We start from the raw sequence: 13,089 nt of genomic DNA on the forward strand, positions 1-13,089 counted from the left end.
GCCTGCATCACCGTCACACGCTCCTCGACGAGGAGTGCGCGCAGCTGCTCGGGCTCGTGGACGACACCCGACGGAGCCACGACCACAGCCGCACCGGCGGTCAGCGGAGCGAACAGCTCCAGCCCCGCGATGTCGAACCCGACCGTCGTCACCGCCAGCAGCCGGTCCTCGCCAGTGACCGGGATGCGCCCCCGCATGTCGGTCAGGAGGTTCGCCAGCGCACCGCGCGAGACGACGACACCCTTGGGACGGCCCGTCGACCCCGACGTGTAGAGCACGTACGCAGCCAGGCCAGGATCGACCGAAGCAGGCAGCGAGGTCCCCGCAGCCGGCTCACGCTCCCACGCCCCCTCCAGCCACTCCTCGTCGATGACCAGGACCGGCCGGGTCTCCTCCCGCATGAACGCCAGCCGCTCCGCCGGGAAGTCGGCATCCAACGGCAGATACGCACCCCCCGTCTTCAGCACCGCCAGCAGCACCACCACCAGGTCCGCCGAACGCGGCAGCATCACCGCCGCATACCGCTCCGGACCCACCCCCGCCTCGACCAGCAACCGCGCCAGCCGCTCACTACGCGCCTCCAGCTCCGCGTACGACACGGCCACCCCACCGAACACGACCGCCGTCGCCCCCGGCACCCGGGCCACCTGCGCCCGCACACACGCCACCACATCCCCAGCGTCCGCGTCCGCCGACCGGGTGTCGTTCCACTCCTCCAGAACCCGCAGCCGCTCATCCTCCGCCAGCACACCCACCCGGCCCACCCGGGCCCCCGGCGCCGACACCACCGCCTCCAACACCCGCACGAAGCGGCGGCCCAGCAGCTCGGCGCTCTCCCGGTCGAAGAGGTCCGCGCTGAACTCCAGTTCCGCGTCGATACCCGCCGCGGAGCTGTCGTCGTCGTGGAGTTCCCCCAGGTTGAAGGCGAGGTCGAAGCGTGCCGCGCTCGATCCGACCGACTGCTCGGACATCTCCGCACCAGGCCAGGACGCGAGGGAGGCCGTGGCCGTCCGTGAGTCCAGGTTGTGCAGGGAGAGCATGGTCTGGAAGAGGGGATGGCGGCTGGTGGAGCGGTCGGGGTTGACGGCTTCCACGAGGCGTTCGAAGGGGATGTCCTGGTGGGCGTAGGCGGCGAGGTCGGTTTCGCGGACGCGTGCCAGAAGCTCCGTGAAGGTGGGGTTGCCGCTCAGGTCGGTGCGCAGGACGAGGGTGTTGACGAAGAACCCGACCAGGTCCTCGACCGCGTCGTCCGTCCGCCCCGCGATCGGTGAGCCGATGGGAATGTCGGTGCCCGCTCCCAGTCGTGACAGAAGGACGGCCAGTGCGGCCTGGAGGACCATGAAGGTGCTGGCCTGTTCCTGCCGGGCCAGTTGCGTGATGCGGGTGTGGAGTTCGGCGGGGATGGTGAAGGTGACGGTGCCGCCCCGGTGGGACGGGGAGGCGGGCCGGGGCCGGTCGGTGGGCAGGTCCAGCTCGGCCGGAAGACCCGACAGGGTCTGCTCCCAGTAGGCGAGCTGCTTGCTCAGGACGGAGTCGGGGTCGTCCTCGGTGCCCAGGACGTCGCGCTGCCACAGGGTGTGGTCGGCGTACTGGACCGGCAGCGGTGTCCAGGACGGTTCGCGTCCGGCCACCCGGGCCGTGTAGGCGGTGGTGAGGTCCCGGGCGAGGGGGGTCAGCGACCAGCCGTCGGCGGCGATGTGGTGCACGACGAGCAGCAGGACGTGGTCGGTCGCGTCGAGGCGGAAGAGGGTGGTGCGCAGGGGCAGGTCGCGGGTGAGGTCGAAGCCCTGGCCCACGGCGTCGGACAGCTCGCCGGCGAGCCGGTCCTCGGTGACGTCCCGTACCTCGACGTTCGGGGTGGCCTGGCCCGGGGTGAGGATGACCTGATGGGCACCGTGCTCGTCATCCGCATAGAGGGTGCGCAGGGCCTCGTGGCGTGCGGTGACGTCGGCCAGGGCTGCGCGCAGGGCGTCGTGGTCGAGGGCGCCGGTCAGGCGCAGGGCTACGGGGATGTTGTAGAGGGCGCTGCCGGGCTCGTACTGGTGCAGGAACCACAGCCGCTGCTGCGCGTACGACAACGGCACCCGCTCCGGACGCACCGCCCGCGCCACCACCGGCGTACGCGCGGACACGGCCTGCCCGAGCAACCCCGCCAGGCCCGCCACCGACGGCGTCTCGAACAGGGCCCGCACCGACAGCTCCACCCCCAGCGCCGTACGGATACGCGACACCAGCCGCGTCGCCAGCAGCGAGTGACCGCCCAGATCGAAGAAGCTGTCGTCGATCCCGACCCGCTCCAGGCCCAGGACGTCCGCGAAGAGGTGGGCCAGGATCTCCTCCTGGCCGGTCCGCGGTCGCCGTGCCGACTCGATCGTGCCGTCCCAGTCGGGCGCGGGCAGGGCGCGGCGGTCGAGCTTGCCGGTGGGGGTGAGGGGCAGTTCGGGCAGGGGGACGACCGCAGCCGGCACCATGTGCTGGGGCAGCCGCTCCGCGACGTACCCGCGCAGCGCGGCAGGGTCGGCCCCGGCGTCCTCGGTGAGGGAGACGTACGCGACGAGCCGCTTGTCGCCCGGCCGGTCCTCCCGTACGACGACCGCCGCCTGCGCCACCGAGTCGTGGGCGCCCAGCAGCGACTCGATCTCGCCCAGCTCGATCCGGAAGCCGCGGACCTTCACCTGGTCGTCGACCCGGCCGATGAACTCCACCAGACCCTCGTCGGTCCAGCGGACCACGTCACCCGTCCGGTACATGCGGGAGCCCGCCGGACCGAACGGGTTGGCGACGAAGCGTTCCGAGGTGAGACCGGGACGCCCCAGGTAGCCGCGGGCCACGCCGGCGCCGGCGACGTACAGCTCGCCGGCCACCCCGACGGGGGCGGGGCGCAGGGCGGCGTCCAGGACGTACACCCGCGCGTTGGAGACGGGGGTGCCGAGTTCGGCGGGGCGGGCGTCGCGTACGACGCCGGTGACGCTGTCGGCGGTGCACTCGGTCGGGCCGTAGAAGTTGAACGCCAGCAGGCCTTCCACCGACGTCAGTTCGCGGCGCAGGCTCTCGCCGATGGCCTCGCCGCCGAGGACCACGAGCGAGGGGCGGTGCCGGTCGGCGTCCAGCAGACCGGCGAGGAGCAGGTGCTGGCACTCCGACGGGGTCATGTCGACGACGTCGATGCGCTGCTCGTCGACCTGCCGCGCGAAGGCCTCCGGGTCGTGCCGGGTGTCGTCGTCGAGCAGGTGAAGCTCGTGGCCGTGCGCGGCCATCCACAGGAACAGGCCCCACGACGCGTCGAAGGAGAAGGAGGCCGTGTGGGCCATGCGCAGCCTGCGGCCGCCGACGGAGTCCACCACTCGGGTCAGGACTTCGTACTGGTGGTGATGGAGCAGGTTGCTGAGGCTCGCATGCGTGATCAGGGCCGCCTTCGGCCGGCCCGTCGACCCGGAGGTGTACAGGATGTAAGCGCCGTTGGCGGGGGTCACGGGGGCGGCGACCGGGTCGGTGTCCGGTCGGCCGTCGAGGGCACGGCGGGTCTCCGCGCCGTCCAGCCGGATCACCGGGACGCCCGAGCCGTCGAGGACCGCGGTCCGGTCCGCCGCGGCGGCGACGGTGACCACGAGCGAGGGCGCCGAGTCCGTCAGCATGAACGAGGTGCGGTCGGCGGGGTACTCCGGATCGACGGGGAGGTAGACCGCTCCCGCCTTCATCGCCGCCAGCAGCGCCACCATGGAGTCCACGGAACGGGGCAGCACCACGGCCACGACGTCCTCGGGGCCGACGCCCTGCTCGGTGATCAGCCGGGCCAGCCGGTTCACCCGGGCGTTGAGTTCCCGGTAGGTGACGCGGGTGTCCTGGAAGACGACGGCCGTCTCGTCGGGGGTACGGGCCACCTGGGCCTCGAAGAGACGGGGAAGGATGTCGGCCGGTACGGGACGCTCGGTGCGGTTCCAGTCCACGAGCAGGCGCTCCCGCTGCCCCGCGGCGAGCGCGTCGACGCGGCCGACCGGAGCGTGCGGGGCGTCGAGCAGCAGGCGCAGGATGCCCAGCAGGTGCTCGGCCAGCTCCCCGGCCTCCTCGGCGCGGAAGACGTCGGGGCGGTAGTCCAGCTGGAAACGCAGCGTGGAGTCGGGCATGCAGACGAGGCCCAGCGGATAGTGCGTGGCGTCGTAGCCCTCGGTGCGCAGGACCCTCAGGCCGTCGGTCGCGCGGTCGAGACCGGAGGCGTCCAGCGGGTAGTTCTCGAACACCATGGAGGTGTCGAAGAGTTCACCCACGTCGGTCAGCCGCTGGATCTCGGCGAGTCCGAGATGCTGGTGGGCGAGGAGCCGGCTCTGTTCCTCCTGGAGCCTGGCCAGCATGCCGGTCAGGGGCTCCGCCGGGCGCAGTCGCAGCCGCAGCGGCAGGGTGTTGATGAACAGACCGACCATGTCCTCGACCCCGTCGAGTTCCGGCGGCCGGCCGGAGACCGTGACGCCGAACACCACGTCGTCGATGCCGGTGACCCTCGACAGAAGCAGTGACCAGGCGCCCTGGACGACGGTGTTGAGGGTCAGACCGTGTTCGCGGGCGAGTGCGGTCAACGCCCGCGTCTCCTGGTCGTCCAAACCGAACCGGACCTGTTCCGGGACCACCGGTGGCTGTCCGGGAGCGAGCGCCGCGACCCGCGTGGGCTCCTCCAGACCCGCCAGCGCCTCCGACCAGGCCCGTACCGCCGCGCCCGTGTCCTGCTCGGCGAGCCAGGTCAGGTGATCGCGGTAGGGGCGCGGGCGGGGAAGCCCGGAGTCGTCGCCCTTGGCCAGGTAGAGCGCGAGCAGTTCCCTCATCAGGATCTGCATCGACCAACCGTCGAGCAGGATGTGATGGTTCGTCAGGACGAAACGGTGACGCTGTCCGCCGAGGTGGATGAGGGTGAAGCGCACCAGGGGCGCCTGCCCCAGGTCGAAGCGCCGGCTGCGGTCCTCCAGCGCCTCGGCCTCCGCCCGGCCCTCCCGGCTCGCCTCGGGCAGACCGCCGAGGTCGACGGTGCGCCAGGGCAGTTCGACCTCGCGGAGCACCAACTGGGCCCACTCGCCGGACTTGCGCTGGCGGAAAGCCACCCGCAGGTTCGGGTAGCGGGCGAGCAGCGCCGCGGACGCGTCCCGCAACGCCCCGGTGTCCAACGGACCTTCGAAGTCCGTCGTCACCTGGGCCACGTAGACGTCGGTGGCGGTCCCTTCGAGGACGTTGTGGAAGAGCAGTCCCTCCTGAAGGGGGGACAGCGGATAGATGTCCTCGATCTTACGGGGCCGTCGCGTCACTGCCATCTCTCCCACTCGGACCGCACTTTGTCACCGTGGCCAGCGTCGAAAATAGGGCTGGCAGCAATATCAGCCAGCAACCTATTCGTCTCGGTGGGTGGTCTGTCAAGGTAAATGCGACGCCCTTAACCCACGCCTTAAACATGGCAGCCGCGTCACGGTTTCCCATGGGCGGTGTTCAACTCCACCCTTAAACAGCAGGGCTTGCGGCGGTGTGGCTGTCGGCCGGTGCTAGGGTCACGGCACTTGCGATGGAGCTGGAGGCGTAATGGCACATCATGAGTTGAGGGAGGAATTCATCACCTGGCTGGGCGGGGATTCCTTCACCTGCCTGGGAGCGCGTTCCGCTCTGCGACAGGACACCCTTGTCGTGCGGTTCTACGATGAGTTGGGCGGGGCGGAAGCCACTGCTCTGCTCCATCGGGACCTGGTCGCGTTCACCGAGGAGCAACTCACCGGGGAAAACGAATTCGCTTCGTTCGTGGCGATATTCCTGACCCCCCGGATGCACGGCGAAGAGGAATTCGAAAAGCTGCTCTGGGAGCAGCTGGGGCATCTGCACCGGCTGGATGCCAAAACCCACGAATGGAGCCCCGGCTACTCCAGCGACACCGATTCGCCTGAATTCGCCTTCAGCGTCGCCGGCCATCCGTTCTTCGTGGCCGGGCTCAGCCCGGAATCCTCTCGGATTTCCCGGCGCTTCTCGCATCCGGCCCTCGTGTTCAATTCGCACGAACAGTTCGCCCGGCTGAAGGCGCAGGGGACGTACTACGGCCTGCAGCGCAGGATCCGCGAACGTGAGGTGCGGCTCCAGGGGAGCGTCAACCCCATGCTGTCCGACCACGGCCAGTCCTCCGAGGCCCGCCAGTACGCGGGGCGGGCCGTACCGGCGGACTGGCGGTGCCCGTTCTCCGCGGAGGGCTCCTGAACCGGGCGGCCGCGGGCCCGCGCGGAAGCCCCCGGGCACGTCCGCACGGAAAGGGGAGGAACGGCTGAATCCTTTCGCCGAGCCGGGCTGAGCGGTGTCCGGCACAGTTCCCGAGACAGTTCCGGAAGACCGTGGTCGCCGTGTCCGGATTCAGTTGACGCTTTCGATCAGCCCCGCCTCGTAGGCGATGATGGCCGCCTGGACACGGTTGCCGACGGCCAGCCTGGTGAGGATGGAACTGACATGAGTCTTGACTGTGCCTTCGACGAGGCGCAGCCGCCGGGCGATCTGGGCGTTCGACAACCCTTCCCCGAGCAGTGTCAGCACCTCCCGCTCCCGGGCGCTGAGGCGGTCGACCCGCTCGCGCGCCGCGGAGCCCCGCGCCATCCGGGCCGTGGGCAGACCGCGGATCACCCGGTGCGCCGCCTCGGGGGAGAGATACGCGGCCCCGTCGGCGACGGCGTGCACCCCCGCGATGAGGTCGCGCGGGTCCCCCGACTTCAGCAGGAAGCCACTGGCGCCCTCGCCCAGGGCGCGCGCGATGTAGTCGTCGTTGCTGAACGTGGTGAAGATGATCACTGCCGTGCCCGCGTCGGACTTCAGGATCTCGGAAGCGGCGTCGAGCCCGTCGAGCTGCGGCATCTGCACGTCCAGGAGTGCCACGTCCGGCCGGTGCCGGCGCACCAGCTCCACGGCCTCCCGGCCGGTGGACGCCTCCGCCACCACCTCGATCTCCGGATCGGCCGACAGGATCGCCCGCGCCCCCGCGCGCATCATCGTCTCGTCGTCGGCGATCAGAACCCGAATCACACGTTCCCCATTTCGTCCCCCGCCGGGGCTGTCGCCGCACCGGCGTTTCGTCAGGACTCCCGGTGAAGGGCCTCCCGGTGAAAGGCCTCTGGAAGTCCTGGGGTCCTGCACGGACCAGTCGATCCCGAATCCTTGTCGAGCGGACCCGGCAACGCAAGGCGGTCCGAAGCGCCCTGCTCTGGGCGGCGCTCGCCGTCCCCGCGCTGCTCGGCTCGCCCGGCGACGCCGACCCCCGCTCCCTGGGGTGGCGGCTGGCCGGCGTCCTGCTGCTCGTACCCGTCGTCGCGCTGCGCGCCACGCGGCTGTCGCTGGCCTGCGGGACCACCGCGGTCCTCAGTCTCGTCAGCCCCTGGTTCGCGCCCGGTCTGTTCGTCATGGGCTACCTGGCCGGCCGGCGCGGCGACACCCGGGAGCGTCCCGTCGACACGGCGCTGGCGGTCACGGCGGTGCTGACGACGCTGGGCGTCCTGGGGCTCCGGGCGGGACACCTCACCACCTGGCTGAACAGCGTCCCGCTGCTGGTGGGCGCCGTGACCGCGTGGCTGGCCGGCCGCCACCGCCACCAGCGCCGCGAGCTGGAACTCGCCGGCTGGCAGCGGGCCCAGCACCTCGAACGGGAGTACGAGCTGGCCGCCGACCGGGCCCGGACCCGGGAACGCGCCCGCATCGCCCAGGACATGCACGACCAGCTCGGGCACGACCTCACCCTCATCGCCATGCAGGCCGCGGCCCTGGAGGTCGCCCCCGACCTGGACGCGTCCGTGCGGGCCACGGCGAGGCAGCTGCGCGGCAACGCGGGGCAGGCCGTCAGCCGCCTCAGCGACATCATCGGGGTGCTGCGTGTGGACACGGCGCAGGAACCGGCGGCACCGCGCGAGGACCTCATGGCGACGGTGGACCGGGCGCGTACCGCGGGAATGCTGATCGACCTGCGGCGGATCGGCCTCGACGTCACGGCCCCGCCCGCGGTCGAGGAAGCGGTGCGGCGGGTGGTCCAGGAGTCGCTCACCAACGCCGCCAAGCACGCGCCCGGCGAGGAGGTCCGGATCCGGATCGACCGTCTGACGGACCACACGGCCGTCACCGTCACCAACGGCGTCTCCGACGGCCCCTCCGAGCCGGCCGTCGGCAACGGCACCGGACTCGTCGGCCTCTCCGAGCGGGTCCAGGTGCTCGGCGGGACCCTCTCCGCCCGGCGCCGCGAGGACGGCGTGTTCGAGGTCTCGGCCCGCCTGCCGCACTCCGGGGAGCTGTACGGGGCCGGTGCCGCCGGTCCCCGGGGCCCGCTCGGGGTCCCGCTCACCGTCACGGCCCGGCGGGACGCCGAGCAGCGGGTCCGCCGCAGCCTCATGACCATGCTGGCGGTGCCCGTGGTGGCGGTCGCCGTCGTGTGCGTGATGATGGTCGTCTACTTCTCGAACGCGTTCGACAGCAGCGCGACGCTCGACGCCTCCACCTACCGCGGGCTGACCCGGGGCGAGCGGTGGCAGGACCTGCGGGTGGTGCTGCCCGCGGAACAGGTGCCCGCGGAGTGGCACGCCGGCTCCCCGCCGGCGCCCGAGCGAGCGGTGTGCCGGTACTACCGGGCCGAGGGCGGTGGCCTGTTCTCGATGGAGGCGGGCGTCTACCGCCTGTGCTTCGTCGACGGGCGGCTGGCGGCCAAGGACGAGCTGTCCGACCAGCGGTGACCGGCCCGCCGAGGGCGCCCGCCGGACTCGGGGGGCGTGTTCTCGGTCCTGCGGGAAACCTGAGGCGGCATGGCGAGATTCGGAACACGCAGGCCGGCGGAGACCCAGGACGGTCCGGCGCTGAAGCGGGCGCTGACCACCCCGCTGCTGTACTTCTTCATCCTGGGTGACGTGCTGGGCGCCGGGGTGTACGTCCTGGTGGGGCAGGTGGCCGCCGACACCGGGGGAGCGGTGTGGGTGCCGCTGGTCGTCGCGCTGCTGCTGGCGATGCTGACCGCGGCCTCCTACGCCGAGCTGGCCACGAAGTACCCCCGGGCGGGCGGCGCCTCCCACTACACCACCCTGGCCTTCGGGCCGTTCGCCGGGTTCGTCGCGGGCTTCTGCATGCTCGCCGCCGGCATCGTCTCCGTGGCCGCGCTGGCCCGCGGCTTCGGGGGCGACTACCTGTCGGCCTTCGTGACGCTGCCGGTGGGCGTCGTCGCCGTGGTGTTCCTCGCCCTGCTCGCGCTGGTCAACGCACGCGGCATCAAGGAGTCCACCCGGGCCAACGTCGTCGCCACCGTCATCGAGGTGGGCGGCCTGCTCGTCATCGTCGCGCTCGGCGCGTGGCTGCTGCTGCGCGGCGACGGCGACGTGGCACGGCTCGGGCAGCTCGGGACACCGGAGAAGGGGGCCGCGGCGGCCGTACTGAGCGGCTCCGTCCTGGCCTACTACTCCTTCGTCGGCTTCGAGACCTCCGTGAACGTCGCCGAGGAGACCCGCGACCCCCGCCGTTCCTACCCGCGCGCCCTGTTCGGCGCCCTCGCCACCGCCGGCGCCGTGTACGTGCTGGTGGGGCTCGCCGCCTCCGTGGCCGTCCCGACAGCCCGGCTGGCCGGATCGAGCGGGCCGCTGCTGGAGGTCGTCGAGGCCGCCGGCGGGGTGCCCACCCGCCTCTTCAGCGCCATCGCCCTGGTCGCGGTCGCGAACGGCGCGCTGCTCACCGGCATCATGTCCTCCCGCCTGGCCTACGGCATGGCCCGGGACGGGCTGCTGCCCGCCGCGCTGACCAAGGTGCTGCCCGGGCGCCGTACCCCCTGGGCGGCGATCGCCGTTACGACCGTGCTGTCGATGCTCCTCGCGCTCACCGGCAGCGTCGCCACCCTCGCGTCCACCCTGGTCCTGCTGCTGCTCGTGGTCTTCCTCATGGTCAACACGGCCGTACTGGTGCTGCGCCGCGACCCGGGCGAGGCCGACCACTTCCGGACCCCGACCGTGCTCCCCGTGCTGGGCGCGGCGTCCTGCGTCGCCCTCGCCACCCAGATCGAGGCGGAGGTGTGGCTGCGCGGACTGCTGGTCGTGGCCGTGGGCACGGTGCTCGCCGCGGTCGCCGCCGTACGGCGGGGCGGCCGGGCGGACGCCACCGGGCCCGCGGACCACCCGGAGGAGGGGCGGCGGACGCCGGGGACGGGTGCCCCGGCCCCAGCACGGCAGACGGAGGGCGCGGGTGCCCCGGACCGGGCGCCGGAGCCGGACGGGGTGGATCACGAGGACCGGGCGGACGGGGTCGCACCCCGCGGTCACGGCGGGCCGCGGGGAGACGACCGACCCGCGGGGTGAGGAGCCGCGCAGCCACCGGGGCGGGCCGGGCGGACGAGGCCCGGCCCGGTCCGGGCTCCCGACCCGAGCCCGCCGGTGATGCCGCGGGCGGGCGAGTCACCGCTCGGCCCCGGGCACGGCCCGCGTGCCAGAATGGACGCCCCGCCGCCCCACCACGCGCCCCCGAGGTTCCCCGTGACCAAGTCAGTCGCCCGCGAGCCGCAGCGCCGCAACGCGCGGTCCAACCGGGCGCGCATCCTGGCCACGGCCCGCCGCGAACTCGGACGCGACCCGGACACCACGCTGGAGGAACTGGCCCGCGCCGCCGGTGTCGTACGGCGGACCCTCTTCGGCCACTTCCCTGGGCGCGCGGCCCTCCTGGAGGCCCTCGCCGAGGAGGCCTCCGAGGTGCTGCGGAGCGCGATGGCCGCCGGTGCGGAGCGCATCGGGTCCGCGGAACCGGCCGAGCGTGCCCTCGCGTACTTCGTGCTGCTGATGTGGCCGGTCGGCGACCGCTACCGGATGCTCCTGGCGCTGGCCCGGCACGACCTGGGCGTGGAGCGGGTCTCCGAGATCCTGGCACCGGCCCGCGCCGAGGTCACCGCCATCCTGGAGCGCGGCCAGCGGGACGGGGCCTTCCCCGCGCATCTGCCGCCCGCCGTGCTGAGCGCCGGACTGGAGGCGATGACGGTCGCACTGCTGGAGCAGGTGAACACGGGGGCGCTGGAGGACGACGGCACCCGGGTCGCCCTGGCCCAGCTCATCGCGGCCGGCGTACCGGAGCGGCGGGCCCGGACCGTCGTCGAGGCCCTCACTCCGGCGGAGCCGATCCCGGGCGAGTAACCCCCGGCCCGCACCACGCCCCACCACGCCCCACCACCCCACTCACCCCCTCCGCGCCCCCCCGCCCAGCCGCGGGCACCCGCGCCCCGACGGCCCGCCCCGGCACCCGGTACGTCGACTTGCGCACCCCTCCGGCCGCCCCCTGCCTGCCCGCCGCGTCGGCCTCGCTCACCCCCCCGCTCCGGCCGCCGGGCCCCCGTGCCGCGCCCTCCCGGCCTGCGCCCACTCCTTATTTGCACCTCCATGTGCAACAAACTACGCTGCGATAAGTCTGCACATCGATGGGCAATTAACTCGCCCCAGCCCCCGGGAGCCCCGATGCCCCTCCTAGCCCCCACCCCCGTCGAGAAGATGACCGGGCCGTACGCGCGGCGCTGGTGGGCCCTCGTCGTCCTCTGCCTGAGCCTGCTGATCGTCGTCATGGCCAACACGTCGCTGATCGTGGCCGCACCGGACATGACGGCCGACCTCGGCCTCAGCAGCAGCGACCTGCAATGGGTCATCGACGGCTACACCGTCCCGTACGCCGCGCTGATGCTGGTCCTCGGCTCGGTGGGCGACAAGTACAGCCGCCGCGGCGCCCTGATCACCGGCCTGGTGATCTTCGCGGGCGGTTCCGTGATGGGCAGCCTGGTGGAGGAGACCGGGCTGGTCATCGCGGCCCGGGCGATCATGGGCGTCGGTGCCGCCGTCGTCATGCCGGCCACGCTGTCCCTGCTGGTCGCGGTCTTCCCGAAGGGGGAGCGGGCCCGGGCCATCACCGCCTGGACCGCCACCTCGGGCCTCGCCATCGCGGTCGGCCCCCTGGTCGCCGGCCGACTCCTGGAGGACCACGCCTGGGGCTCGACCTTCCTGGTCAACGTCCCCGTCGCGGTCGCCGCCGTGGTCGGCGCGCTGATCCTCGTACCGCCGTCCAAGGCGGCCGGCATGGGCCGGATCGACTACGTCGGCGGTCTGCTGTCCATCGTCTCCGTCGGCAGCCTGGTCTACGCGACCATCGAGGGCCCGCACTTCGGCTGGGGGGCCGGCCCGGTCACCGCCGCCGTCGTCGCGGTCGTCGGCCTCGCCGCCTTCGTGACCTGGGAGCTGCGCCACCCGCACCCCATGCTGGACGTCCGCAGGTTCCTGCTGCGCCCGTTCAGCGGCTCGATGCTGGCGGTGCTGTTCTTCTTCTTCGGCACCTACGGCGCCATCTACTACGCCACGCAGTTCCTGCAGTTCGTGCTGGGCTTCGGCGCCCTGGAGACCGGCGTACGGCTGCTGCCGCTGGCCGGCGCCGTGTTCGTCGGCGCCGCCGTCACCGGCCGGCTGACACCGAGGCTGGGGGTGAAGGCCATGGTCGGCTCCGGCATGGTGCTCGGCACCGTCGGCGTCCTCCTGCTGGTCCTCGTCGAGAAGGACTCGACGTACGCCGACTTCCTGGCTCCGATACTGCTGCTGGGCCTCGCGATCGGGCTGAGCGTGTCGCCGGCCACCGACACCATCATGGGTTCCTTCCCGGAGAGCGAACTGGGCGTCGGCGGCGGGGCCAACGACACCGCGCTGGAACTCGGCGGCTCCCTGGGGATCGCCGTGCTGGGCTCCCTGCTCGGCACCGCCTACCGGGACGAACTCGCCGACCTGGCCGGCGGCCGGCTCCCGGCCACCGCGCTGGACACCGCCCAGGACTCCGTGGGCGGCGGACTGGCCGTCGCCGAGCGGCTCGCGGCGAACCCCTCGGCCGGACCGCGGCAGGCCGAGGCCCTGGCCGACGCCGTGCACCAGTCCTTCGCCCACGGGGTCGCCTCGACCAGCCTCGTCGGCGGGATCATCATGGCCGCCGGCACCCTCATCGTCCTCGCCGTCCTGCCCGGCCGCCGCCGCACCGCCCGCCGGCTGCCGGAGGACGGCCCGGCGCGGGACCGGGACGCGGAGTTCAGCGACTCGGCACGGTGAGCCGCCCCGGCCGGTTCCG

At 72.7% G+C, this 13,089-nt stretch carries 7 protein-coding genes; 5 read left to right on the forward strand and 2 right to left on the reverse strand.

Annotated features, from left to right (window positions below; translation table 11 throughout):
• On the reverse strand, positions 1 to 5,294 hold a 5,294-nt coding region (locus AC07FV_RS09075; protein ID WP_479085799.1), incomplete at its 3' end, for an amino acid adenylation domain-containing protein.
• 262 nt (positions 5,295 to 5,556) lie between these two features.
• Here AC07FV_RS09075 and gntA point away from each other — a divergent pair.
• Positions 5,557 to 6,216, forward strand: a complete 660-nt coding sequence (gene gntA, locus AC07FV_RS09080; RefSeq protein ID WP_479085800.1) for a guanitoxin biosynthesis heme-dependent pre-guanitoxin N-hydroxylase GntA — start codon at positions 5,557 to 5,559, stop codon at positions 6,214 to 6,216.
• A gap of 150 nt (positions 6,217 to 6,366) precedes the next feature.
• On the opposite strand, the gene AC07FV_RS09085 is transcribed toward gntA, so the two are convergent.
• Positions 6,367 to 7,026 carry a response regulator gene (locus tag AC07FV_RS09085; RefSeq protein ID WP_383650040.1) on the reverse strand — a complete coding sequence of 220 codons (660 nt, stop codon included), beginning with the start codon at positions 7,024 to 7,026 and terminating at the stop codon, positions 6,367 to 6,369.
• Between the two features lie 77 nt (positions 7,027 to 7,103).
• Here AC07FV_RS09085 and AC07FV_RS09090 point away from each other — a divergent pair, with 77 nt between their 5' ends.
• From AC07FV_RS09090 to AC07FV_RS09105, 4 genes are all read left to right on the forward strand, one after another.
• Positions 7,104 to 8,714, forward strand: a complete 1,611-nt coding sequence (locus AC07FV_RS09090; RefSeq protein ID WP_479085802.1) for a sensor histidine kinase — start codon at positions 7,104 to 7,106, stop codon at positions 8,712 to 8,714.
• A 69-nt stretch (positions 8,715 to 8,783) separates the two neighbouring features.
• Positions 8,784 to 10,313 (forward strand): APC family permease, encoded by a 1,530-nt coding sequence (locus AC07FV_RS09095; RefSeq protein WP_479085804.1) that lies wholly within the window; start codon positions 8,784 to 8,786, stop codon positions 10,311 to 10,313.
• 174 nt (positions 10,314 to 10,487) lie between these two features.
• The gene (locus AC07FV_RS09100) at positions 10,488 to 11,135 is read left to right on the forward strand and encodes a TetR/AcrR family transcriptional regulator (protein WP_479085806.1); all 648 of its coding nucleotides are present in this window, start codon (positions 10,488 to 10,490) and stop codon (positions 11,133 to 11,135) included.
• Positions 11,136 to 11,453: 318 nt separating this feature from the next.
• On the forward strand, positions 11,454 to 13,070 hold the full coding sequence (locus AC07FV_RS09105) for an MFS transporter (protein WP_479085807.1): 1,617 nt from the start codon (positions 11,454 to 11,456) through the stop codon (positions 13,068 to 13,070).
• Positions 13,071 to 13,089: the final 19 nt, after the last annotated feature.

Source organism: Streptomyces sp. NPDC045956 (genome assembly GCF_056430705.1).

Coding starts and splice junctions, on each gene's coding strand:
- gntA (WP_479085800.1), top strand. CDS start 5,557: ATGGCACATCATGAGTTGAGGGAGGAATTCATCACCTGGCTGGGCGGG.
- AC07FV_RS09095 (WP_479085804.1), top strand. CDS start 8,784: ATGGCGAGATTCGGAACACGCAGGCCGGCGGAGACCCAGGACGGTCCG.
- AC07FV_RS09105 (WP_479085807.1), top strand. CDS start 11,454: ATGCCCCTCCTAGCCCCCACCCCCGTCGAGAAGATGACCGGGCCGTAC.